A 23,148-nucleotide genomic window follows, 5' to 3' on the forward strand; every position below is an offset into this window, starting at 1 on the left:
GTGAGTTGTAGAAGATGAACTCGAGGATCACGCGGTGACCGCCCTGCTGTCCAGCACGACCACCCCGCTACACCACTATGAGGGACTCAACTCGCCCCACGCGCCGACTCCGGGTCTTTCCGGGCGTCCATTGCCATCCGCGTGGCCCGCTGCTGGAGCTCAGTGCTGTGCTTCCTCGGTGCTGCCACGACTCTCATCATCCTTCCCGGGGCTGAGAGCCTCCATCAAACCCGCGGCGATTCACCTCGCCGATGCCACTGGCCTACCGCTCGTCGTCGGAATCTCGGCTGTGAACGCTCATGACTCGGTCCGTTGACCAGCGGTATCCCGACCGTCCGAACCCGTCGCGGCATCAAAAATAACCATGGGTCGGGAGAGCAACGTCTGGCAGGATGAGGTCATGTTCGACAGTTCAACGCCGGGTCGCGGTTTCGAGGACTACATCCGCTATGTGTATCAAGCCATCCTCAACTGCGAGAGTCAGGACATTGAAGTTCTCAGGGGAGCACGCGTCCCCAACGCTCGAGGTGATGTGTTCTTCGAGATTGATGTGTACTACGAGTTCGACCTGGCTGGTGTGCGGCATCGAGTCGCGATGGAGTGCAAGGACACGCGCCGTCCCGTCGAGAGGAACGATGTGCTCGCTTTCTCCCAGAAGCTCCAGGAGATGCCGAGCACGATCGGCATCTTCATCTCTAGGAATGGTTTCCAGTCAGGCGCAGCAAGGTTCCTGGAGGAGAAGGGGATCCTCCACTTCGACTCCACGACAGCACCTTCGATGACGGACGCGGTCGTCGCGATCCTGGTTGCCGCTGCCTTGCCGTCCGAGGCGAGTATTGGCCAGCCGTTCTGGGGACTGATGGAGGAGCGGGACGGTAAGGGTACTGGCTCGTGGATTATGCTCCCTCCTGGAGGGGTAGGGAAGAATAGTTCCGCCCTGTTTCCGTTGTTCTTCTCTAGGCCTGATGCGTCGCTGTTCCAACGTCTTTCACGTCCGTACTCGGAGCAGACCTGCATTCGGGGTATCCCGCAGGCCACGCTGAGGTCGATCCTGCTGATGTCGCAACGTCTGATGCCAACTCAGTTCGCTGTTATGCGGCCATTTGAAAATCGAGACCGGACGCTGTTCGAGGCAGAGGAAACGTCGCCGCTGAAACTCGCGGAGCAGTACCTGCCGGAAGGGGCAGCACGATTCATACCTACGTCAGAGTAGGCCACTTGCTATGCCACTTCCGGGTCGATAAAGCATCCTGGTTCCTTGCAGTGATCATCAATCCCACGGCGGTGCACGCGGGACCGCTGCACGTTCAGGTGACAGGTGGAGTAGGCGTTGCGGGTCATGACAGCGTCTCCGAGGCGCAGAAGATCGGAGTCTTGACCCGGGGGAGCTGCAGCGCGACCTGTATTAGGCTGTTGGGCTTTCTGTCGCGACGCAACCACTCCTTGATCGAGGCTCGTGCGACCTCGTGCCAAGCTGGCCGCGGTGGCGGAACGCGTCGGCGATGCAGCGCTCGGGCGAGTAGAGCCCGATCGGCTGGTGGTGTTGGCCTATTCGGATAAACTTGTGTGACCACCGGGGTGTGCTTTCTATCTGGCGACGAAGCCCCCGAGTTCGGCTCGGCGCGCCTGCAACTGCTGCGCCAGCCGCTCGAGTCCGGCTCGATCGCGATCCATCGCTCGCATTCGGTGGCGACGTATCCCGCGCGTTTCCAGCTGATCCTCGCTGCAAACCCGTGCCCGTGCGGCTACGGCTACGACAAGGGCACCCGCTGCACGTGCACTCCGCTGCAAAAGCGCCGTTACCTCGAGGCGCTCTCCGGGCCGCTGCTGGACCGGATGGATATCCGCAGCGTCGTCACCACGCCCTCGACGTCGAAGCCCGAGCCGGGAGTCGGAACGAGCGCCGAGATCGCCGCCCGGGTCGCCGCAGCCCGCGCCCGGCAGGCCGAACGCTGGCAGGGGGAGGCCTTCAGCCTCAACGCGCACGTCCCGGCAAACATCCTGCGCGGCCCGGCCTCGCCCATACCGGCAGACGTCCGCACGAGCCTCGATAAGCACCTCGCGCGCGGGCAGATCACGCTGCGCGGCCTCGACCGTATTTTGCGCCTCGCGCTCACCCTCGCCGACCTGCGCGGCGATGCCACCCCCGCCCACGACGACGTCGCGGCCGCCCTGTTGCTGCGAACTGGAGACGACTATGCCTGCGTTGCCTAACGACCTCAGCCCGGAGGTTCGGGCGTATGCGACCTGGTCGGCGCTCACTGAAAGCGGCGACGGCGCCGCCCTGCGGCTGATCTCGCGCCACGGCCCGGTCGACGCACTCGACCGCGTCGCCCACGCCCTGCGCACCTGGGCGGACGTCGCACCCGCAAACCGACGTGCCGATAGCGCCTGTCTTGCGACCGCCACCGCCGCCGCCCCCGACGCGACCGCCATCGCCGCAATCGACTCCGCGGCCCTGAAACGCTGGGCGCCGCGCTTTGAGCGCCTCGAGATCGATTCCCTGCTCGCCACGCACGCGTCTTACGGCGGCTACCTCATCACGCCGCACGACGATGCGTGGCCGACGCGCCTAGCCGACCTCGGCGCCCGCATGCCGCTCGCGCTATGGTGCCGCGGCCCGCGCACCGACACCCTCGCCCCGGCCCCCGCCCCGGCCCCGATCGCGATAGTCGGCGCCCGCGCCGCCTCCACCTACGGGCTGCACATGGCACGCGAACTCGCCGCCGAACTCGCGATGTGCGGCCACCCGATCATCTCCGGCGGCGCTTTCGGGATCGACGGCGCCGCCCACCGCGGAGCCCTCGCCGCCGACGGGCCGACGCTCGCGATCCTCGCCGGGGGCGTCGACCGCTTCTACCCTCGCGCCCACCACGACCTCCTTGCCGCTATCGAAGCCGCGGGCCTCATCATCTCCGAACACCCACCCGGCCGCACGCCTTCGCGTTTCCGCTTCCTGGAGCGCAACCGCCTCATCGCCGCGCTGTCGGATGCGACCGTCGTCGTCCAAGCTGCCATTCGCTCCGGCGCCCTGCGCACCGCGCGCGACGCGAGCGAACTCGGCCGCCAGGTCGCCGCCGTGCCCGGCCCCGTTACCGACATGGCGAGTAGTGGCTGCCACGAAGCCATCCGCTCCCAACTCGCAACGCTCGTGACCGACGCCTGTGAAGTCCGCGAGCTCGTCACGCCCATCGGCACGCTCGACGCGACGAAGCTTTCGGACGCGGGCGGCATCCTCGACGACCTCACGCCCGCCCAGGCCCGTGTCCTCGACGTCCTGCCGCCGCGCGGCAGCCTCGACATCTCCGCCATCGCCGACGAAGCGGCTCTCTCCGTCGCCGAGGTCCGCGCCGCACTCGGCATGCTCACGCTCGCAAACAAAGCCACGCAGATCGGACACGCCTTCCGCCGCGCTTAGCCGGTCCGTGCGACGATAGGGCCCATGGCCCCGGTGTTGTCGCGTTATGAAAGGTACCTGCAGCTGCAGCGTGACCTCAGTGCGAATACAGTGCGCGCCTACCTCGGCGATGTACGCTCATTCCTGACCTTCGTAGCGCCCAGCCCCGAGGCGGCCGACGAACTGGCCGAGTCATCGCCGAACACGCTCGACGATTTCGATCTGTCGCTGCCGCAGCTGCGCGGCTGGCTCGCCGATCTTGCGCGCCACGGGGAGGCGCGTGCCTCGCTTGCGCGGCGCACGTCGGCGATCCGGCAGTTCTTCACCTGGGCCAGCAACGAGGGCCTGATCGATACCAACCCCGCGCTGCGCCTGTCGACGCCCAAACGCGACTCGCGGCTGCCGACCGTCCTGCGCGAAGGCGAGATCGAAACGTTGCTCCAGCAGGCTGAACGGGAAGCGGCCGACGGCGAGCCCCTCGCCATCCGCGATCATGCGATCTTCGAACTCATTTACGCCGCGGGCCTGCGCGTCGGCGAAGTCACCGAGCTCACCACGACGAGCCTCGATGCCTCCCGCGCCGTCCTGCGGGTCGTAGGTAAGGGCAATAAAACCCGCATGGTGCCGATCGGGCGCCCCGCGGTTACAGCACTCGAGCGCTGGAGTGCCGTCCGCGGCGAGCTCGCCGCCCCCGGCAGTGATCGCCTCTTCGTCGGCGCTCGCGGGGGCCGCCTCGACCCGCGCACCATCCGCGCCGCCCTGCATCGCCTGTCGGCCCGCGCTGGCGTGCGCGACGTCGCCCCGCACGGGCTGCGGCACTCGGCCGCCACGCACGTGCTCGACGGGGGAGCGGACCTGCGCACGGTCCAAGAGCTGCTCGGTCATTCCTCGCTGTCGACGACGCAGCGTTACACGCACGTGACGCAAGAAAAGCTCCGCGCCGCCTTCAACCAGGCGCACCCGCGCGCCTAACTTCCCTCAACCGTCGTAGGGGACGAGCCGGTAGCGCAGCCGACCAAGCAGCGACAGCGGATCGATGTAGCGCTCGGCGCGCCCCGTCCCATACTTCGCGCCCCAGTGCAGGCACTCCTCGGCCTTGCAATGGCCGGGCAGCAGCGCGCCGATCGGATCGCCGCGCGCGACCACTTGGCCCGCCGCCACGCTCGCCTGAACCGGTTCATACGTCGTGCGCAGCCCCGAGGCATGTTCGATCGCGACGACGCCCTTGCCACCAATGGCACCTGCAAAAGCGACGCGGCCCGCCCCCGCCGCATAGACCTGCGAGCCGACCGGATACGCCAAATCGACGCCGCGATGGCCACGCTCCCAGCGGATCGCGGGCGGCTGAAACGCGCGCAGCACCGGCACCTCACGTCCCGTGGGCCAGTCATAGGCTGACGCGGGATCGCGCCGCGGCACGGTATCGTCGGGTGCCTCGACGGCGGCGTCGATGCGGGTCGACGACTGCCGCGGCAGGAACATGGCACCGATAGCGCTGGTGCCCGCGGCGCTCGTGGGCCATGCCAACGCCAGCAGGGAGACAAACACCAGGAGTGCGGCACCAAGCCAGCCAGCTCGGCGCCCCAGCTGCACCTCGCGTCGGGCGGAAAACATCGTCGGATCCATTCCGCCACCGTGCCGCATCATTTCTCCCTGCATCCACCGAGCTCGCCCCGCCCCAGCACCGCGCCACCCCCGCGCGCATCATGTGGATTGCCACGGCACCCAAGTGTGGGAAAGCTCGCCGCCGCCACATCCGCCTGATCATGGCCCGCGCGCGCCCGATCGGGTAAACTCACGCGTGGCAACGACTGGGCATCCGCCCGATCGTTGACTATCGCGTGCGCGGCTAATCCCCAGGCGGCACCGGTCCCGCAAGGGCGTCGCCTGGTCCGCGCACTAGGACTATCAACCGAAATCAGGGCAGTTAATGCCCGAAAACACGCAGACAACCGTCTGCGGGAAGGATGCGTCATGGCCGTCGTAACCATGCGCCAGCTGCTCGAGTCGGGCGTCCACTTCGGACACCAGACCCGCCGCTGGAACCCCAAGATGAAGCGCTTCATCCTCACCGAGCGCAATGGCATCTACATCATCGACCTGCAGCAGTCGCTGTCGGATATTGACCGCGCCTACGACTTCGTCAAGGAGACCGTCGCTCACGGCGGCACCATCTTGTTCGTCGGCACCAAGAAGCAGGCCCAGGAAGCCGTGGCCGAGCAGGCCCAGCGCGTCGGCATGCCGTTCGTCAACCAGCGTTGGCTCGGCGGTATGCTCACCAACTTCGGCACCGTCCACAAGCGCCTGCAGCGCCTGAAGGAACTCGAGCAGGTCGACTTCGACGACGTCGCCGGCTCGGGCCTAACAAAGAAGGAACTGCTCATGCAGTCCCGCGAGAAGGACAAGCTCTCGCGCACCCTCGGCGGCATCCGCGACATGGCCAAGGTTCCCTCGGCCGTGTGGATCGTCGACACCAACAAGGAACACCTCGCGGTCGCGGAAGCCAAGAAGCTGGGCATCCCGATCGTCGCGATCCTCGACACCAACTGCGACCCGGACGACGTCGACTACGGCATCCCGGGTAACGACGACGCGATCCGTTCCGTCGCCGTCCTTACCCGCGTCGTCGCCGACGCCGCGGCCGAGGGCCTCGTGACCCGCCACGGCGGCCAGACCGGTGAAGCAGGCGACGGCGAAGCCCTCGCCGAGTGGGAGCGCGAGATGCTCGAAGGCGCCGGCGAAGGCGAAACCGCCGAAGCCCCGAAGGCCGACGAGGCCCCCAAGGCCGAGGAAGCGGCCACGGAAGCCCCCGCCGAGCAGGCCACCCCCGAGTCGGCCCCGGCCGGCGAGGTCGACCAGGACAAGACTTCGGAAACCGTCGTCGTCGGCGAAAAGTCCGAGACCACTGACAACGCCTAAGGAGCGAGATTCATGGCAAACTACACCGCCGCTGACATTAAGGCGCTGCGCGAGAAGACCGGCGCCGGCATGCTCGATGTCAAGAAGGCGCTCGACGAGGCCAACGGCGACGCCGAGAAGGCTCACGAGATCATCCGCGTCAAGGGTCTGAAGGGCATCGCCAAGCGCGAGGGCCGCTCGACCTCGGAAGGCATCATCGCGACCGACGTGCGCCCCGGCGACGGCGGCCAGGTCGGCACGATGGTCGAGATCAACTGCGAGACCGACTTCGTCGCGAAGTCCGGCCCGTTCATCGAGATCGCTGACAAGGCCGTGGCCTACGCTGCCGAGCACGGCATCGCCACCCCCGAAGAGCTGCTGAACTCGGAGTTCGGCCAGACCTTCACCGACGCGACCGCGCCGCTCGGCGAGAAGATCGTCATCCGCCGCATCGCGGCCGTGACCGGTGAGAACGTCGAGGTCTACCTGCACCGCACCGCGAAGGACCTGCCGCCGCAGGTTGGCGTCCTCGTGGCCACCGACGCCGCCGGCGCCGAGGTCGCGCACGACGTCGCGATGCACATCGCCGCCTACTCGCCTAAGTTCCTCTCCCGCGACGAGGTCCCCACGGAGACCGTCGAGGACGAGCGTCGCATCGCCGAGGAAACCGCGAAGAACGAAGGAAAGCCGGAAGGCGCGCTGCCGAAGATCGTCGAAGGCCGCATGAACGGCTTCTTCAAGGAGAACTGCCTCCTCGACCAGGGCTTCGCCCGCGACCCGAAGCAGTCCGTCGGCTCGATCGTTGAGGCCTCCGGTGGCAACGTCACCGGCTTCGCCCGCTTCCGCGTCGGCGCCTAGCACCGATTCGGCCCCGCTTCGCGTCCTGCGAGGCGGGGCCGGTTCATAACCACCACACGTTCTCTACCACCCCTGAGCGAGGAAACATGTCCGATCAGCCGCGTCGCGTCTTGCTGAAACTTTCCGGCGAAGTGTTCGGGGGTGGCACCCTCGGTTTGGACATCGATGTCTTGAACCTCATCGCCGCGCAGATCCACGAAGCCGTCGAAGAAGGCGTGCAGGTCGCCTGCGTCGTCGGCGGCGGCAATTTCTTCCGCGGCGCCGAGCTTTCCAGCCGCGGCTTCGATCGCGCCCGCGCCGATTACATGGGCATGCTCGGCACCGTCATCAACGCCCTCGCTCTGCAAGACGCCATCGAACAGGCCGGCACTCGCACCCGCGTCCAGACCGCGATCACCATGGGCCAGGTCGCCGAGCCCTACATCCCACTGCGCGCCATCCGCCACATGGAAAAGGGCCGCGTCGTCGTCTTCGGCGCCGGCGCCGGTATGCCGTACTTCTCCACCGATACCGTCTCCGCGCAGCGCGCACTCGAGACCCGTTGCGATGAGCTCCTCGTCGGCAAATCCGGCGTTGACGGTGTCTACACCGCCGACCCCAAGGCCGACCCGACCGCGACCAAGCTCGACTTCATCACCTTCCAGGACGCCCTCGCCCAGGGCCTGAAGGTCGTCGACGCGACCGCCTTCTCCCTCGCGATGGACAACGGGCTGAACATGCGCGTGTTCGGCATGAGCGAGCCGGGCAATGTCGCACGCGCGCTCAGAGGTGACACAATAGGAACATTGGTAAGCGGCGAGCAGCCGCGCCGGTAGCGACTAGTCACATCTTAGGAGTTCCAGTGATTGACGATATTCTCCTCGAAGCCGAGGAAAACATGGGCAAAGCTGTCGACTACGCCCGCGAGGCGTTCGGCAACATCCGTACCGGCCGCGCCAATGCCGCGATGTTTGAATCGATCCTCGTGGACTACTACGGGGCGCCGACGCCGCTGCAGCAGCTGGCATCGCTCAACATCCCCGAGGCCCGCACCGTCCTCATCAACCCCTACGACCGGAGCGCCACCGAAGGCATCATCCGAGCGTTGCGCGAATCCGATCTCGGCGTGAACCCGACCGACGACGGCAACCACATCCGCGTCGCCCTGCCGGTCCTCACCGAAGAACGTCGCAAGGAATATGTGAAGCTCGCCAGGGCGACCGCCGAGGACGCCCGCATCTCCGTGCGCCATGAGCGCCGCAAGGCCAAGGACGGCCTGGACAAGCTGAAGAAGGACGGCGACGAAGGCGAAGACGCCGTCGAGCGGGGCGAAAAGGAACTCGAGGCCCTCACCAAGAAGTACGTCGATCTCATCGATGAACTGCTCGCCGCCAAGGAAACCGACCTCCTCGAAATCTAAGTGCGCGCCGGCGAGACCTTTGACCCGCAGGCGGCCGTACAGCGGCTGCGCGAGGCTCGACGACGGGCATCCCGCGCGCTCGTCGAGCCCGCACCGCCGACCCCGCAAGACCCGCCCGCCGTCGTCGGCAAGGCCGGTCGCAACCTGACCCAGGCCATCGGCGTCGGGGTGGGCCTCATCGTTGTCCTGCTCGCGTCGCTGTATTTCGACATCCGCATCTTCGTCGCGCTCGTCGCGATCGTCATCGGCGCGGGCATGTGGGAACTCGCACGCGCCGTAACGCTGCGCGGCATCCGCATCCCGCTCATCCCGCTGTGGGTGGGCGGCGCCGGCATGATGGTCTCCGCGTGGGTCGCGGGCCCGTCGGCGCTGCTCATGGCGTTCGCCCTGACGTGCGGCGCCGTGCTCGTGTGGCGCGTCGTCGACGGCGGCGGTCTGGAGGCCGTGCGCGATGCGTCGACCACGATGTTCGTCGCCGCCTATCTGCCGTTCCTCGCCTCGTTCGCGGTGCTCATTGCCCGACGGGACGACGGCCCGTGGGCGGTTCTTGCTTTCGTCGCGATCGTCGTCGCCTCCGATACCGGCGGCTATATCGCGGGCGTCCTGTTCGGCAAACACCCGATGAGCCCGTCGATCTCACCGAAAAAGTCGTGGGAGGGCTTCGCCGGTTCGCAGACCCTCGCGATCATCGTCGGCATCGCCTTCGCCCTGTTCGCACTCGACCTGCCCTTTTGGGTCGGCGCCCTCATGGGGCTGTGCGGCGTCCTCGCGGGTACCATCGGCGATCTTGGCGAATCCCTCATCAAGCGCGACCTCGGCCTGAAAGACATGGGCACCGTCCTGCCCGGCCACGGCGGCATCATGGATCGCCTCGACTCGCTGCTCGCCACCGTGCCCGTGGTCTATCTCGTCTTGGAGCTCCTGTCATGACCGAAAAGCACGCGGCGCCGGTGGAATCGCTCGATCCCGCCCTCCGCCTCCCGCTCACGTTCACCGCGCCGCGGCGCGGCAAACCGCCCAAGCATCTCGCCGATCTCACGCGCGCCGAACGCCGCGAACTCGCCGTCGAGGCCGGACTGCCTGCCTTCCGCGCCGACCAGCTCTCGCACCACTACTTCGCCCGCTTCACCCGCGACGCTGACGACATGACGGACATCCCCGCGGCGCAGCGCGAGGAGCTCACCCGCCTGCTCCTGCCCGAACTCGTCACCAAGGTGACCGACATTAAGGCCGACGGGGGAGCGACGATCAAGTCGCTGTGGCAGCTGTTCGACGGCGTGCGCGTCGAATCCGTCCTCATGGGCTATCAGGATCGCACGACGCTGTGCATCTCCTCGCAGGCCGGCTGCGGAATGGCCTGCCCGTTTTGCGCCACCGGTCAGATGGGCCTGACGCGTAACCTCTCGACGGCCGAAATCATGGAGCAGGTGCGCATCGCCGCCGCGATGAGCGAAGCCGGCGCGCTCACGACGGGCGCAGGGCGCCTGTCCAACATCGTCTTCATGGGCATGGGCGAGCCGCTCGCGAACTATCGCGCCGTCATCGGGGCTGTGAGGCGGCTGACCGACGACGCGCCCGACGGCTTTGGCCTGTCCGCCCGGCACGTCACCGTCTCGACCGTCGGCCTCGTGCCCGCCATCAACAAGCTCGCGGCCGAGGACATCCCGGTGACGCTCGCGGTATCGCTCCATGCGCCCGACGACAAACTGCGCGACAACCTCATCCCCGTGAACTCGCGCTGGAAGGTCGGCGAGCTGCTCGACGCGGCACGCGCGTATTTCCGCGCCACCGGCCGACGCGTCTCGATCGAATACGCGCTCATTAAGGACATCAACGACCAGGCTTTCCGGGCGCAATTGCTAGCCGACGAACTCAACAAACGCGGCAAGGGCTGGGCGCACGTCAACCCCATCCCGCTGAATCCAACGCCCGGCTCGATGTGGACGGAATCGACTAGGCGCGCCACGACAGAGTTCGTCGACACGCTGCGTCGGGCAGGAATTCGCACCAGCGTGCGAGATACTCGAGGCAGCGACATCGATGGCGCCTGTGGGCAGCTGGCGACCGAAGTACTGAAAGGGGCACAGTCATGAGTGAGGACATGTTTCCGCGCGAGGGCAAGTTTTCCGACGGCTACGAGATCGAAGCCGTCGAGGAGTTTTTCACCCGGGCACGTGCCTCCTATGAGGCCGACGCGGGCGAGCGCACCATGACCGACCAGGACGTGCGCAACGTGGCGTTTGAGCAGGTGCGCGGCGGCTACCGGTTCTCCGCCGTCGACGCCGCCCTGGACCGGCTCGAGGTGGCGTTCGTCAAGCGCCGCCGCGCCGATTTCATCGCCGCCAACGGGCAGGACGCCTGGATGGATCACATCGCCGAACTCGCCAAGACGCTCTACCCGCGCCTGCAGCGGCCCGCCGGCGAACGCTTCGCCAACGCGGAGGGTACCGGCTACGCCAAGGCCGACGTCGATCAGCTCATGGAGACGCTCGTGTCGTATTTCGACGACGGTGCCGAGCTGACCTCGCATGACATCCGCCAGGCCGATTTCGCGTCGGCACGCGGCGAGAAGGCCTACAGCGAGAACGTCGTCGACACCTACCTCGACCGCGTCGCCGAAGTGCTGCTGGCGGTCGAATAGTGCCCGCCGTTTACCTCCTGGGGGCGACGGGGTCGATCGGCACCCAGGCTCTCGACGTCTGCCGTGATCAGGGGCTGCGCGTCGCCGCGCTCGCCGCCGGGGGCGCCAATCTCGACCTGCTCGCGACCCAGACCGCCGAATTCCAGCCCGACGTCGTCGCGATCGCCGACGCGACTCGCGAAGACGACCTGCGCGAACGCCTCGCCGCCGCCGGCGCGGGCCGCGACTTTGCGATGCCGGACATCCTCGTCGGCCCCGACGCTCCCGCCGCCACCGCCGCGCGTGCCAACGCCGAAGACACGGTCCTCAACGGCATCACAGGCTCGATCGGCCTCGACTCCACCCTCGCCGCCCTCGCCACCGGCGCTCGCCTCGCGCTCGCGAACAAGGAGTCCCTCGTCGTCGGGGGAGCGCTCGTCACGCGCGCGATGGCACGCCCCGGCCAGATCGTGCCCGTCGATTCCGAACATTCGGCCATGTTCCAGGCGCTTGCCGCCGGCCACCACCGCCGCGGCCTGTGCACCGAGACCGTCGATGGCACCACAGACGTCGCCCGCCTCGTCCTGACCGCCTCCGGCGGGCCGTTCCGCGGCAAGACCCGCGCAGACCTCGATGGCGTCACCGCCGAGCAGGCCCTCGCGCACCCGACCTGGGCCATGGGCCCGGTCGTCACCGTCAATTCGTCGACGCTCATGAACAAGGGCCTGGAACTCATCGAAGCCCAGCTGCTATTCGACATCGACGCCGCCGATATCGACGTCGTCGTGCATCCGCAATCCATCGTCCACTCGATGGTGACCTACCGCGACGGTTCGACGATCGCGCAGGCCTCCCCGCCGGACATGCGCCTGCCCATCGCGCTCGCCCTGACGTGGCCGGAGCGCGCCTACCCGGCGCCCGCCTGCACGTGGGAGCAGGCCGCGACGTGGACGTTCGAGCCCGTCGACACCGCCACCTTCCCAGCCACCGAGCTCGCGCGCGCGGCCGTCGCCGCCTCCCCGACGCATCCCGCGGTGCTGAACGCCGCCAACGAGGTATGCGTCGAGGCGTTCCTCGCCGGGAACATTCCCTACCTCGCGATCGTTGATACCATCAGCGACGTGCTCGCCGCCCACACCTGGGACAAGGCGCGCACACCCAGTCGCACGGACCTGTCCGAGGTCGATTCCTGGGCTCGGACAAGCGCGAAAGAAAGGCTCACCGCGTGGCGTATCTGATCGGCATCGGCCTGCTCATCATCGGGCTGCTCGTCTCGATCGCCCTGCACGAAATCGGCCACATGGCCCCGGCCAAGCGCTTCGGCGTGAAGGTGCCGCAGTATTTCGTCGGTTTTGGGCCGACGCTGTGGTCCACGAAGCGCGGGGAGACCGAATACGGCATCAAGGCGATCCCGCTCGGCGGTTACGTGCGCCTGGCGGGGATGTACCCGCCGGAACGCGCAATCACGAAGGACGACGCCGGCGCCCACAGCCACGACGTCGATGGGCCCACCGACGCATCGACCGCCGCCACCCCCTCGCACGTCGGTTCCCGCCCCGACGCACCTGCCGATGCTGCCCGACGCCGCCCCGAGAGCCGCAGCGCCGAGCGCCGTTCGCTCGCCAGCGAAGCGCGCGCCGAGGCCCTCGCGGACCTCGCCCCCGGTGAAGAACACCGTGCGTTTTACCACCTGAGCGTCCCGAAGAAGATCGTCGTCATGCTTGGCGGCCCGCTCATGAACCTCGTCATCGCGTTCGTGCTCCTATCCGGCATCATCGTCGGCTATGGCCTGCCGACGCTGACCCCGACGGTCTCCGCCGTCGCCGAATGCGCGACCGATGCCGACCCGTGCACCGAACCGGGCGCCGCCTACGCCGCGGGCCTGCGCGCCGGCGACACCATCACGAGCTTCGCCGGCACCCCGATCACGACGTGGCAGGACCTGCCCAAAGCGGTCGAGAAGAACGGCCTACAGCCCACCAACATCACGTTCATCTCCGACGGCGTCGAGCACACCGCGCGCATCACGCCGCAAAAACGCGAGGTGCGCATCGATGCGAACACCGTCCAGGAGCGCGTCGTCATCTCGGTGACGGCCGGCCAGGAACGCCGCCCCGGCACCATCGGCCAAGCCGCGGCGATGACGGGCACCGCGGTGACGGAGACGTTCAAGGTCATCGGCGCGCTGCCGATGCGCCTGTATGACGTGGCGCGCTCCCTCGTGACCGACGAGCCCCGCCAGGACGGCGTCATGTCGATCATCGGCGTCGGCCGGATCGCGGGCGAAGTCGCCTCCTCGCCGTCGGACGCCGGCGGCTCCGGCGGCCTTGCCGGCCCGACGTGGGGCGACCGCATCATGTCGCTGCTCTCGCTCGTCGCGTCGCTCAATATCGCGCTGTTCGCGTTCAACCTCATCCCGCTGCTGCCGCTGGACGGTGGCCACATCGCCGGCGCCCTGTTCGAAGGCGCCCGCCGCCAGATCGCGAAGCTGCGCGGCGCCCCCGATCCTGGCCCAGTGGACATCGCACGCATGCTCCCGCTGACGTATACGGTCTTCATCCTGCTCATCGCGATGACGCTGCTGCTCGGCTACGCCGATATCGTCAAACCGATCACGCTGTAGGCCCCAGGCCGCCCGCTCGTCAGCGTCACGGAAGCGTTGGCGGTAATCTAGTGCCGTGACTACCCCCATTTCGCTTGGCATGCCCTCCGTCAAAGAGGCCCCACCGGTGCTCGCGCCGCGGCGCAAGACCCGCAAGATTAAGGTGGGTTCCGTTGAGGTGGGCGGTGACGCGCACGTCTCCGTCCAGTCGATGACGACGACGAAGACGACCGATATCGGCGCGACGCTGCAGCAGATCGCGGAACTCACCGCGGCCGGCTGCGATATCGTGCGCGTGGCCTGCCCGAGCGCCGACGACGCCGAGGCCCTGCCGATCATCGCGAAGAAGTCGACGATCCCCGTCATCGCAGACATTCACTTCCAGCCGCGCTACGTGTTCGCGGCCATCAAGGGCGGCTGCGCTGCCGTGCGCGTGAACCCGGGTAACATCCGCAAGTTCGACGACCAGGTCAAGGAGATCGCCCAGGCGGCCAAGGACCACGGGACGTCGATCCGCATCGGCGTCAACGCCGGCTCGCTCGACCCGCGCCTGCTGAAAAAATACGGCGCCGCCACGCCCGAGGCGCTCGTCGAGTCCGCCGTGTGGGAAGCGTCGCTGTTTGAAGAACACGATTTTCACGATTTTAAGATCTCCGTCAAGCACCACGACCCCGTCGTCATGGTCAAGGCGTACGAGATGCTGGCCGAGCGTGGCGATTGGCCGCTGCACCTCGGCGTCACCGAGGCCGGCCCCGCCTTCCAGGGCACGATCAAGTCCGCCGTCGCGTTCGGCGCGCTGCTGAGCAAGGGCATCGGCGACACGATCCGCGTCTCGCTGTCGGCCCCGCCCGTCGAAGAGGTCAAGGTCGGCATCCAGATCCTGCAGTCGCTGAACCTGCGGCCGAAGAAGCTCGAGATCGTCTCCTGCCCGTCGTGTGGCCGCGCCCAGGTCGACGTCTATAAGCTCGCCGAAGAGGTCACCGAGGGCCTGAAGGACGTCACCGTGCCGCTGCGCGTGGCCGTCATGGGCTGCGTCGTCAACGGCCCGGGCGAGGCCCGCGAGGCCGACCTCGGCGTCGCCTCCGGCAACGGCAAGGGCCAGATCTTCGTCAAGGGCGAAGTCATCTCGACGGTGCCCGAGTCCGAGATCGTCCCCACCCTCATCGCCGAGGCGCAGCGCATCGCTGAGCGCATGGAGGCCGAAGGGGAAGCATCAGGTGCCCCGTCCGTCACGGTGTCCTAAATGTTTAGCCGGGCGCTGGGCCGGGTCGCTCGGCGCTCCGGTGCGACGGGAATTCGGCGAATTAGCGCCGAAGACGTCTCGCTACGGCGCGCCGTCGTCGACTTGTGCGAGCAGGACCCGATCGTCTCGGTCATGGTGCGGCGGCAGGTCGACGAATTGGGCCGACGCCACGCCGCCTACGGGGAGCTGTACGCCCGCATCATCTCGACGCCCGACGGGCCCGTCGCCGACGCGGCCCTGTGGACTGGGGCGAACCTTATCCCGTTGGGGGCGCCCGACGCCATCGAGGAGTTCGCGGCCCTCGCGGCCAAGCGCGGCAGGCGCTGCTCTTCGATCGTCGGCGAGGTCGATCTCGTGCGCGACCTGTGGGACCGCCTCAAACCGATGTGGACGGCGCAGCGAGATGAGCGCTTCGACCAGCACGTCCTCGTCCAGACCGACACGCCGTCCGTCGCCTCTGAGCCGGGCGTGCGTATCGCGACGGACGCCGACGCCGCACGCATCATCCCCGCCGCGATCGCGATGTACACCGAGGAAGTTGGCTACGATCCGCGCCGGTTTGGCTCCGGCTACGAAAACCACATCCGCTCCCAGATCAGCGCCGGCCGCACCTTTGTCATGACCGAGGGGGAGGGCGAGGACGCCCCCGTGCTGTTCACCGCCGAAGTCGGCGTGCTGGCGGGCGGCGTCGCCCAGATCCACGGCGTGTGGGTCGACCCCGAGCGCCGCGGCCACGGCCTCGGAACGCGCGCCATGGCCCGCGTCTGCGAGCTCACCAAGGAACTGCATGCGCCGACGGTAAGCCTGTACGTCAACGCCTACAACACGCCCGCGATGCGCGTCTATCACAACTGCGGTTTCACGCAGCACTGCACGTTCGCGACGATCCTCTTTTAGTCGCCCCGCCGTATCCGCGCGCAGACAACGAGAAGGGCCGGAACCCGCAGCTGCGAGTTCCGGCCCTCTCCGTGTCAACCGCTAGGTCAGCACGCTAGTGGCTAGGCCATCTTGCGGCGGATGAGCAGTGCGCCTCCGCCAAGCAGGACCGTGGCGAACAGGATCAGACCCGTCACCTCACCACCGGTGATCGGAAGGCCCGGACGGCCCGGATCAGTCGGCTTCGCGGTCGGCTCGCCCGTGGGCTTGCCGGTCGGCTGCTCAGTGGGCTGTTCCGTGGGCTGCTCGGTCGGCTCTTCGGTCGGCTCGCCCGTGGGCTGCTCGGTCGGTTCTTCCGTGGGCTCCTCGGTCGGCTCCTCAGTGGGTTCCTCCGTGGGCTCGCCCGGAGTCGGAAGCGCCAGCAGTTCGGTCTGTTCGCCCACCTTGTTGTGGAAGTGGAAGTACAGGATGTCGAACTTGTCGTCGCCGTTCGCCTGGGTGGCGTTCTGGCCAGCGCCCTGAGCCGTCGTGTTGACGGTGAACGGAATCTTCAGGCCATCGACGCTCAGGTCGAGGCCGGAGACTCCGAGGCTCGAGCCGAAGGAGATGCGCGGCTTGCCAGCGTTGTACTCGAAGTTCACGGCGTCGGTCTCGCCGACGGCGAGGCCTTCGTCCTTCGAGGCCGAGGCGTACCACGAGTGGCCAACGGCGCGAACCTTCAGGTTCAGATCCTTGTCCTTAGCCATGATGTCCTCCTCGGAGAAACCGACGGACTTCAGGCTGAACGGCAGGGTCATCACGGCGCTGTCGAAGGTGTTCGTATCGAGCGCGCCACCGGGGACCTGGTTGACGAAGTTCAGGCCGGTGTTCTTGCCGGACTCATCGAAGACGGCCACGACGGTCACATCGGAGCCGCGCAGACGCATGGCCTCGACGACGAACTTCTTGCCATTCGCCTCAACCTGGAGGGTGAGGTAGCCGGGGGCAGCCGGGGAGACGGGCCAGGCGCCGTAGGTCTCGAGACCAACGGTGACCTGAGCATCTTCGGCCTTGCCGCCGTCGCGGATCGCCGCGATGTTCGAGAGCACACCAACGCGCTTGATGTCCGTGGACTTCAACAGGTCAGCGTATTCTGCGTCTTCATCGGCCACGACCTTTTCGGGCGAGGAGGCCACGAATTCCATCGGCAGCGCGATGGGCAGGAAGTCGTTGACGATGCCCTTGTGCGCCGAGGGGTAGGCGAAGATTTCGCCGTCGGACTTCAGCTCACCGGTGTTGTCCGCATTGAGCGTCGCGGTCGCCTTCAGGTCGGAGACGGGCTTGACGGTGGAGGACACCGGCAGACGCAGTTCGCCGCCCAAGGGAGCGCCCCTATCCTTGGCGACGAGGACGCCGCCCGGGGTGGAGAGGAACTCACGCGGAATCTCCTGGCCACCGAGCTGAGCAGGCTTCTGCTTCAGGCTCATCGTCGGGTCGATGGCCTTCTTGTAGGCCTTCGCGTCGACGTTCATCGAGACCGTGACCTCGACCTGGCCACCGGCCGGCACCTGCACGGAGGCGGGGCTGACCGAGTACTTCACGCCCGGAACCGAGGTGACCTCGTTGTAGTCGAGCTCCAGCGCGGCAAGGTCCTTACCGGTGTTCTGGATGGTGACCTTGCGCTCGGCCTGGTAACCCTTCTGGCCGAACTCGACGACACCGAAGGTGACCGACGCGAGCGACGGGGCCTTGGAGTCGAACATCACGACGCCGTTATCGACGGCAGCCTTGGCATCCACGCGGCCGGCACCGACACGCTGCGGGCCGAAGACGTTCGTGCCGTCGGTGATGTTGTGGAACGCGGTGTTCATGATGCCAGCCTTCAGCTGGGTGGCGTTCCAGTTTTTGTGTGACTCCCGAACGAGCGCCGCGACACCGGCGACGTGCGGGGTCGCCATCGAGGTGCCGGTGAGCGTTGCAGAACCCGTGCCCATACCAACGCCCGCAGAGACGATCTGCGTGCCGGGGGCCGCCACGTCGGGCTTCACGACACCGTAGGTGCCGTGCACGCCGCGCGAGGAGGACGGGTTGAGCTTGTCGGCGTCGGTCTCCGAGAAGACCTTCTCCGAGCCGATGCCATTCTTGTTGAAGGTCACCGAGACCGGGCCTTCGGCAAGCGCGGCAACGACCTTTTCGGTGTTGGTCGCGGTCAGCTGGAAGCCGGGGATGGTCTTGTTACCGGCGATGCCGGCTTCGAACGTGTTAACGGCGGACTTCAGGACGACACCGGTGCCGCCAGCGGCCGCTATGTTGTTGAAGCGTGCGGCGGAGCCACACTTGAGGGCCGGCTTTTCGTTCCAGTCGATGAGGACAGCCTTGCCGGAAACCTTGGCGGCGTCGTCCGCCGACAGGGGCTCACACGCCTCGGAGTTATCGCCGGTGAGGGCGACGATCTCCTGCGGGCCGACGGTGTCGGACTTCCACTCGTACTCGACGGAGTACTGGCCGGTGAACTTCTCGGTCTTGTTGCCCATCGTGAAGTCCGCGGCGTCGAAGTAGGAGATACCGTTGGTGGAGTTCGCGACGGTCAGCGCGGTGACCGCGTTGCCGGGGGAGCCGGCGATGTCATACATATCACCGTCGTTGCCAGCGGCGACGACGGAGACGATGCCGCGCTCCTTGAACAGGACATCGACGATGAGGTTTTCGGGATCACCAGCCGGAGCGTACATGCCGCCAAGGCTCATGTTGACGATGTCGACCTTCGGCCACTTGTAGGAGCCGTCTTCGTTCTTCGCGAGCAGCTCGTCGAGCGCGGCGGGAACGTAACCGGTCGAGCCGGCGCAGCCGAACACCTTGAACGCGAGGATCTCAGCCTTGGGCGCGGAGCCCGGCGGAACCTTGAAGGTGTCCATCTCTTCGCCGGTGAGCTTGGAGTAGTCGCCGGCGAAGGTCTCGCCTTCAGCGGTGACACCCATGCCCGCGGCGGTGCCGGCAACGTGCGTGCCGTGGCCACCGGAGCGACGGATCTGCGGGTCAGCGTTGCAGACCTCGGGAGCGATATCGATCGGGTTTGCATCCGGGACCGCCTTGTTCGATCCCAGGCCACCGGACGGCGAGTACTCTTCCCCAACGAAGTCCCAGCCGCCGATAACATTTCCGATGGGCCACTCGGGGGCCTTGGTGCGAGCTTCCGCGGCGGCGTAGGGCGAGTAGTCGCCAGTACCGCCGAACGTCTTGTGCGTGAAGTCGACGCCGGAGTCGATCACGGCGATCGTGACGCCGTCACCGGTCGCGCCGGAGTACTTCCACGCATCAAGGGCCTTGGTCAGCTGGTTGGTGCCGGAGTTCGAGGGCGTGCGCATCGTGAGGGGGCGGATCGCCACCACATCGTCGCGCTCGGCGAGCTTCGTCAGCGCGTCGGCATCAGCCTGGACGGCGAAACCCGAGATCGCGTTCGTCGTCGTGTACAGCACCTGAGCCTTGGAATCAGTCAGCGCCTTGGCCACTTCATTCGCCTTGGCTTCGACCTTCTTCTTAGCGACGGAGGCCTTCTCGCCCGCATCGGTCGCGTCCACAACAGTACGGGCCGCGACCTGCACGAAGGCATAGACGCGACCCTTGTCGAGGTTGGAGATGATCTTTGACGACGGTCCCGGCTTGATGTTGGCGACCGCGGCCTTCAGCTCAGAGACGTCTGGGCTGGGAGACGGTGCGGCGACAACGGGTGCGGCGAGCGATAGCGCTACGGCGAAGCCAGCGGGAATCGCGACCGCACGACTGGTGTATCTACCTGGCATGGGCAGTCCTAATCATGAGGGGTATAAGACGTGTCGAGCATCACTCGACCTTGGTCATCCTATGCATAAAAAGGTGCCGAGTTGGCAAATCGTTCGGATTTTGGCGGGCATTACTAGGATCTACTCATCATCGTTACAGGGTCTTTTGCCGCTGACGCAGGAGCGAGTTTTGTCGATAATTATCGGGCAAACAGGTGGCTCGGGTCACCCTAACCGGGTGCGAACGCTTGTCGAGATCCGTAAGATTTTTGTATGAATCCTCAAGCCCGACTGACAGCTGCCGAGATCATCGCATTGACCACCGAGGTACTCGGCTCGCTCGATGACCTCGAGCGCGGCGTCGTGCCCAATCGCGTCGCGGCTCTCGTTGCGGCTTCCCCCGCGCTGCGAGAGCGCGTGGACCGTGCCCGAGCGCGGCAGGAGGCACAGGCGACGGATGCACCGGATGCGGTTTCCGGTGCGCCGGACGAGGATCCGGGCGTGTCGCGGCCAGGCGCGCACTACGAACTGCTCGGGGCGCACGTGACCTGGCGCGATGAGATTGCGAGCGTGCGTGGCGAGGTCGAGCATCGGGACGGTGGCGACGCGGCAGGGGAGTACCTCGCGCTGCACATGACCGTGCGCGTCTCGCCGGCAGGTGCGTGCGTCGGGGATGCGGAGTCGCCCGTCGGGGATGGGGATGCGCACGCCCGGCCGGCGTGGCAGGTCGAGACCCTCTCGCTGCGCCCCGCCGCGGGCGCACAGCGTCGTCCCATGTAGGGGCATTATTCGGTAAGGTCTTTTTCGTGATGACTCGACTGACGCAACTCTTCCTTCGCACCCTGCGAGAGACCCCCGCCGACGCCGATGTGGCGAGCCACCAGCTGCTCGTGCGCGCCGGCTACATTCGTCGCGCTGCCCCGGGAATCTACACGTGGCTCCCGCTGGGCCTGAAGGTGCTGCGCAAGGTCGAGGCGATCGTGCGCGAAGAGATGGAAGCCATCGGCGGCCAAGAGGTGCATTTCCCTGCGCTACTGCCGGCCGAGCCCTACCGCGCGACCAACCGGTGGGAGGAATACGGGCCGAACCTGTTCCGCCTGCAGGATCGCCGCGAGAACGACTACCTGCTCGCGCCGACGCACGAGGAGATGTTCACGCTCGCCGTCAAGGACATGTACTCCTCCTACAAGGATCTGCCCGCGACGATCTTCCAGATCCAGACGAAGTACCGCGACGAGGCGCGCCCCCGCGCCGGGCTGATCCGCGGCCGCGAGTTCGTCATGAAGGACTCCTACTCGTTCGATATCGACGACGAGGGACTGGACGCCGCGTATTCGCGCCACCGCGTCGCGTACGAAAAGATGTTCACGCGCCTCGGGCTCGACTACGTCATTTGCGAGGCGATGAGCGGCGCTATGGGCGGCTCGAAATCCGAAGAGTTCCTCTTCCCGACGGCGATCGGTGAGGACACGTTCGTGCGCTCGCCCGGCGGTTACACCGCGAATGCAGAAGCGATTCAGACCCCGACGCCCGAGGACGTCGATTTCTCCGACGTGCCCGCGCCCGCGCAGATTCACACGCCCGGCGCGAAGACGATCGCGACGCTCGTCGACGGACTGAACGCCGAGGCCGCGCGCGAGCAGGGCTGGAGCGCGGCCGACACGCTGAAGCACGTCGTCCTGAAGGTCACGCACCCCACCGAGGGCGAATCGCTGCTCGTCGTCGGCCTGCCCGGCGATCGCGACGTCGATCTGAAGCGCGTGGAGGCGGCGCTCGTCCCCGCCGAGGTCGAGCCCGCGAGCGAGGACGACTTCAAGGCCTACCCCGAGCTGGTCCCCGGCTTCATCGGCACCGGCCACATCGGGCCGCAGGGCCGCAAGGACGAGGACGGCAATTCCGTCATCACCTACCTCATGGACGCGCGCGTCGCACGCGGCTCCGCGTGGGCGACCGGCGGCGACGAGGGCGGCTACCACACGATCAACAACGTGTTCGGCCGCGACTTCGACGTCGACGGCCGCATCGAGGCGGCCGAAATCCGCGAGGGCGACCCGGCCCCCGACGGTTCCGGCCCGCTCGAGCTCGCACGCGGCATCGAGATCGGACACATCTTCCAGCTCGGCCGCAAGTACGCGAAGGCGCTCGGGCTTTCCGTGCTCGACGAAAACGGCAAGGCTCGCGTCGTCACGATGGGTTCCTACGGCGTCGGCATCTCGCGCATCGTCGCGGCGCTGGCCGAGGAATACCACGACGAGCACGGCCTGACCTGGCCGATCCAGGTCGCGCCCGCGCACATCCACATCGTCGCGACCGGCAAGGACCCGGCGATCTTCGAGGCGGCGACCCAGCTCGCCGAGGATCTCGACGATGCCCAGTTCGACGTCATCTACGACGATCGCCCCAAGGTGTCGGCCGGTGTGAAGTTCGCCGACGCGGAACTGCTCGGCGCGCCGAACATCCTTGTTGTCGGGCGCGGTCTTGCCGAGGGCACGGTCGAACTGCGCAACCGCGTGACGGGGGAGAAACGCGAGCTCGACATTGCGGAGGCCTCGCAGCTCATCACCGACGAGCTGACGGCGCAGCTGCTCGACGCCGACGCCTAACTCGCCGCGCGGCGGCGGGTCGTGAGCGCGTCGGGCTAGTTCGCGAGCCAGCTCGCGGGCAGTGTGCCGCCCGCTGTGCGCAGTTGCTGCGACGTCTCGATCAGGTAGCTGAGGGCCGCGAGCCGCTCGGCGACGGGCAGCCGCGGCAGTTCGGCTGCGACGCGGTGCGCGGTGCGCTCCAGAATCTCGGGAAGCGACAATTGCTCTGTGATATGCGTGGCCGGCGGACGTACGTCCGCGGCGCCGGAGACGGCCGGCGCATGGGCAGCCGCCCGGTAGCGGCGGACGAGTTCGCGCAGCTTGGCGTTGTCCTCGGTGCGCGCGGCAAGCGCCTCAATCTGCCAGGCACCCCAATCCAGGGCGCCGATGACCTCGGGCGACGTCGTCCACTTGCCCTCGCCCCAGGCGGGCAGTGCCGCGCCGCTCGACTCGGATTCGCTCGGCGCGGTGACGTCGGCCGGCAGCTCGGCGTGCAGCGCGGGCAGGATTCCGCTCGCGACAATCCCGCCGGGGGAGTCGCACGCGGCGAGCTCACGCAGCGCCGCGACCGCCTCGCGCGCCTGCACCTGTGCGTCGGCCTCACTGGCCACCCGCGGGATCGCCGGCGCCGACGGCAGTGCCGCACACGCCGTTTCCGTCGCGCCCTGCGGACACGCCTGCCACACGCCCCCGAGCAGGTCCGCGCGCTCCTTCGCATGCGCGGCCGACTCGGCGACCGGGCCAAACGTCGCCGCATCCCCATCGGCGAGCGCCTGCAGGGCGATCGCTGCCCGCTGGCGCGCCATCTCCGTCGCCGACGGCGTATCGGGCGTCGGGGGAGCACTATCGATTCGCAGCCCACACCCGGTCAGCAGGAGGGCCGCGGCAAGCAGAGGTATCAGACGTCGCAGCACG

Annotated in this window: 20 protein-coding genes; 17 read left to right on the plus strand and 3 right to left on the minus strand. The window is 67.3% G+C overall.

The annotated features are described in order from the left end of the window. Positions 1-400: 400 nt before the first annotated feature. From BSZ39_RS00010 to BSZ39_RS00030, 4 genes are all read left to right on the plus strand, one after another. Entirely contained in the window at positions 401-1,213 is an 813-nt protein-coding gene (locus tag BSZ39_RS00010; RefSeq protein ID WP_073715353.1) for a restriction endonuclease, read from the plus strand. Positions 1,214-1,566: 353 nt separating this feature from the next. Further along, on the plus strand, positions 1,567-2,214 hold the full coding sequence (locus BSZ39_RS00020; RefSeq protein ID WP_083602799.1) for an ATP-binding protein: 648 nt from the start codon (positions 1,567-1,569) through the stop codon (positions 2,212-2,214). After that, positions 2,198-3,418, plus strand: a complete 1,221-nt coding sequence (gene dprA, locus BSZ39_RS00025) for a DNA-processing protein DprA (RefSeq protein ID WP_073715355.1) — start codon at positions 2,198-2,200, stop codon at positions 3,416-3,418. Before BSZ39_RS00020 ends, dprA begins: the two co-directional genes overlap by 17 nt. Positions 3,419-3,442: 24 nt before the next feature. Beyond that, positions 3,443-4,369, plus strand: coding sequence for a tyrosine recombinase XerC (locus BSZ39_RS00030; RefSeq protein WP_073715356.1), 927 nt, complete (start codon positions 3,443-3,445; stop codon positions 4,367-4,369). 6 nt (positions 4,370-4,375) lie between these two features. Here the strand turns inward: BSZ39_RS00030 and BSZ39_RS14420 are convergent, their stop codons facing one another. Continuing rightward, complete coding sequence (locus BSZ39_RS14420) at positions 4,376-5,023, minus strand: M23 family metallopeptidase (RefSeq protein ID WP_245792379.1); 648 nt, start codon at positions 5,021-5,023, stop codon at positions 4,376-4,378. A gap of 348 nt (positions 5,024-5,371) precedes the next feature. Between BSZ39_RS14420 and rpsB the strand changes: the two genes are divergently transcribed. The 11 genes from rpsB (at position 5,372) to BSZ39_RS00090 (ending at position 15,914) form a co-directional block, all read left to right on the plus strand. Continuing rightward, positions 5,372-6,316, plus strand: a complete 945-nt coding sequence (gene rpsB, locus BSZ39_RS00040) for a 30S ribosomal protein S2 (RefSeq protein ID WP_073715357.1) — start codon at positions 5,372-5,374, stop codon at positions 6,314-6,316. 12 nt (positions 6,317-6,328) lie between these two features. After that, entirely contained in the window at positions 6,329-7,153 is an 825-nt protein-coding gene (gene tsf / locus BSZ39_RS00045) for a translation elongation factor Ts (RefSeq protein ID WP_073715358.1), read from the plus strand. A gap of 86 nt (positions 7,154-7,239) precedes the next feature. Beyond that, positions 7,240-7,968, plus strand: coding sequence for a UMP kinase (pyrH, locus tag BSZ39_RS00050; protein WP_073715359.1), 729 nt, complete (start codon positions 7,240-7,242; stop codon positions 7,966-7,968). 26 nt (positions 7,969-7,994) lie between these two features. Continuing rightward, a complete protein-coding gene (gene frr, locus BSZ39_RS00055; protein WP_073715360.1) occupies positions 7,995-8,552 on the plus strand; it encodes a ribosome recycling factor in 558 nt (185 codons plus the stop codon). Continuing rightward, the gene (locus tag BSZ39_RS00060) at positions 8,553-9,482 is read left to right on the plus strand and encodes a phosphatidate cytidylyltransferase (protein ID WP_245792380.1); all 930 of its coding nucleotides are present in this window, start codon (positions 8,553-8,555) and stop codon (positions 9,480-9,482) included. Next, a complete protein-coding gene (gene rlmN / locus BSZ39_RS00065; RefSeq protein ID WP_073715361.1) occupies positions 9,479-10,645 on the plus strand; it encodes a dual-specificity RNA methyltransferase RlmN in 1,167 nt (388 codons plus the stop codon). Before BSZ39_RS00060 ends, rlmN begins: the two co-directional genes overlap by 4 nt. Beyond that, on the plus strand, positions 10,642-11,193 hold the full coding sequence (locus BSZ39_RS00070; protein WP_073715362.1) for a DivIVA domain-containing protein: 552 nt from the start codon (positions 10,642-10,644) through the stop codon (positions 11,191-11,193). Before rlmN ends, BSZ39_RS00070 begins: the two co-directional genes overlap by 4 nt. Beyond that, the gene (gene dxr, locus BSZ39_RS00075; protein WP_425425659.1) at positions 11,193-12,410 is read left to right on the plus strand and encodes a 1-deoxy-D-xylulose-5-phosphate reductoisomerase; all 1,218 of its coding nucleotides are present in this window, start codon (positions 11,193-11,195) and stop codon (positions 12,408-12,410) included. Before BSZ39_RS00070 ends, dxr begins: the two co-directional genes overlap by 1 nt. Continuing rightward, positions 12,398-13,795 carry a M50 family metallopeptidase gene (locus BSZ39_RS00080; RefSeq protein ID WP_073715364.1) on the plus strand — a complete coding sequence of 466 codons (1,398 nt, stop codon included), beginning with the start codon at positions 12,398-12,400 and terminating at the stop codon, positions 13,793-13,795. The genes dxr and BSZ39_RS00080 overlap by 13 nt, the downstream gene beginning before the upstream one ends. A gap of 79 nt (positions 13,796-13,874) precedes the next feature. Next, the gene (gene ispG, locus BSZ39_RS00085) at positions 13,875-15,017 is read left to right on the plus strand and encodes a flavodoxin-dependent (E)-4-hydroxy-3-methylbut-2-enyl-diphosphate synthase (protein WP_073715365.1); all 1,143 of its coding nucleotides are present in this window, start codon (positions 13,875-13,877) and stop codon (positions 15,015-15,017) included. Next, positions 15,018-15,914, plus strand: a complete 897-nt coding sequence (locus BSZ39_RS00090; protein ID WP_073715366.1) for a GNAT family N-acetyltransferase — start codon at positions 15,018-15,020, stop codon at positions 15,912-15,914. 101 nt (positions 15,915-16,015) lie between these two features. On the opposite strand, the gene BSZ39_RS00095 is transcribed toward BSZ39_RS00090, so the two are convergent. Continuing rightward, the gene (locus BSZ39_RS00095; protein WP_073715367.1) at positions 16,016-19,672 is read right to left on the minus strand and encodes a S8 family serine peptidase; all 3,657 of its coding nucleotides are present in this window, start codon (positions 19,670-19,672) and stop codon (positions 16,016-16,018) included. A 252-nt stretch (positions 19,673-19,924) separates the two neighbouring features. Between BSZ39_RS00095 and BSZ39_RS00100 the strand changes: the two genes are divergently transcribed. Together BSZ39_RS00100 and BSZ39_RS00105 are read left to right on the plus strand one after the other, a co-directional pair. Beyond that, positions 19,925-20,431: a hypothetical protein gene (locus tag BSZ39_RS00100; protein WP_073715368.1), complete on the plus strand. Its 507-nt coding sequence runs from the start codon at positions 19,925-19,927 to the stop codon at positions 20,429-20,431. Positions 20,432-20,457: 26 nt separating this feature from the next. Further along, positions 20,458-22,254: a proline--tRNA ligase gene (locus tag BSZ39_RS00105; RefSeq protein WP_073715369.1), complete on the plus strand. Its 1,797-nt coding sequence runs from the start codon at positions 20,458-20,460 to the stop codon at positions 22,252-22,254. Positions 22,255-22,289: 35 nt separating this feature from the next. On the opposite strand, the gene BSZ39_RS00110 is transcribed toward BSZ39_RS00105, so the two are convergent. Next, the gene (locus BSZ39_RS00110; protein ID WP_143180293.1) at positions 22,290-23,147 is read right to left on the minus strand and encodes a serine/threonine-protein kinase; all 858 of its coding nucleotides are present in this window, start codon (positions 23,145-23,147) and stop codon (positions 22,290-22,292) included. Position 23,148: the final 1 nt, after the last annotated feature.

The sequence above is a fragment of the Bowdeniella nasicola genome, from assembly GCF_001907295.1.
Classification (GTDB): Bacteria; Actinomycetota; Actinomycetes; order Actinomycetales; family Actinomycetaceae; genus Bowdeniella; species Bowdeniella nasicola.

Bases quoted from the DNA above. Each gene is read 5' to 3' on its own strand.
- BSZ39_RS00010 (WP_073715353.1), top strand. From the start codon at position 401: ATGTTCGACAGTTCAACGCCGGGTCGCGGTTTCGAGGACTACATCCGC.
- dprA (WP_073715355.1), top strand. From the start codon at position 2,198: ATGCCTGCGTTGCCTAACGACCTCAGCCCGGAGGTTCGGGCGTATGCG.
- BSZ39_RS00030 (WP_073715356.1), top strand. From the start codon at position 3,443: ATGGCCCCGGTGTTGTCGCGTTATGAAAGGTACCTGCAGCTGCAGCGT.
- BSZ39_RS14420 (WP_245792379.1), bottom strand. From the start codon at position 5,023: ATGGATCCGACGATGTTTTCCGCCCGACGCGAGGTGCAGCTGGGGCGC.
- rpsB (WP_073715357.1), top strand. From the start codon at position 5,372: ATGGCCGTCGTAACCATGCGCCAGCTGCTCGAGTCGGGCGTCCACTTC.
- tsf (WP_073715358.1), top strand. From the start codon at position 6,329: ATGGCAAACTACACCGCCGCTGACATTAAGGCGCTGCGCGAGAAGACC.
- pyrH (WP_073715359.1), top strand. From the start codon at position 7,240: ATGTCCGATCAGCCGCGTCGCGTCTTGCTGAAACTTTCCGGCGAAGTG.
- rlmN (WP_073715361.1), top strand. From the start codon at position 9,479: ATGACCGAAAAGCACGCGGCGCCGGTGGAATCGCTCGATCCCGCCCTC.
- BSZ39_RS00070 (WP_073715362.1), top strand. From the start codon at position 10,642: ATGAGTGAGGACATGTTTCCGCGCGAGGGCAAGTTTTCCGACGGCTAC.
- ispG (WP_073715365.1), top strand. From the start codon at position 13,875: ATGCCCTCCGTCAAAGAGGCCCCACCGGTGCTCGCGCCGCGGCGCAAG.
- BSZ39_RS00090 (WP_073715366.1), top strand. From the start codon at position 15,018: ATGTTTAGCCGGGCGCTGGGCCGGGTCGCTCGGCGCTCCGGTGCGACG.
- BSZ39_RS00095 (WP_073715367.1), bottom strand. From the start codon at position 19,672: ATGCCAGGTAGATACACCAGTCGTGCGGTCGCGATTCCCGCTGGCTTC.
- BSZ39_RS00100 (WP_073715368.1), top strand. From the start codon at position 19,925: ATGAATCCTCAAGCCCGACTGACAGCTGCCGAGATCATCGCATTGACC.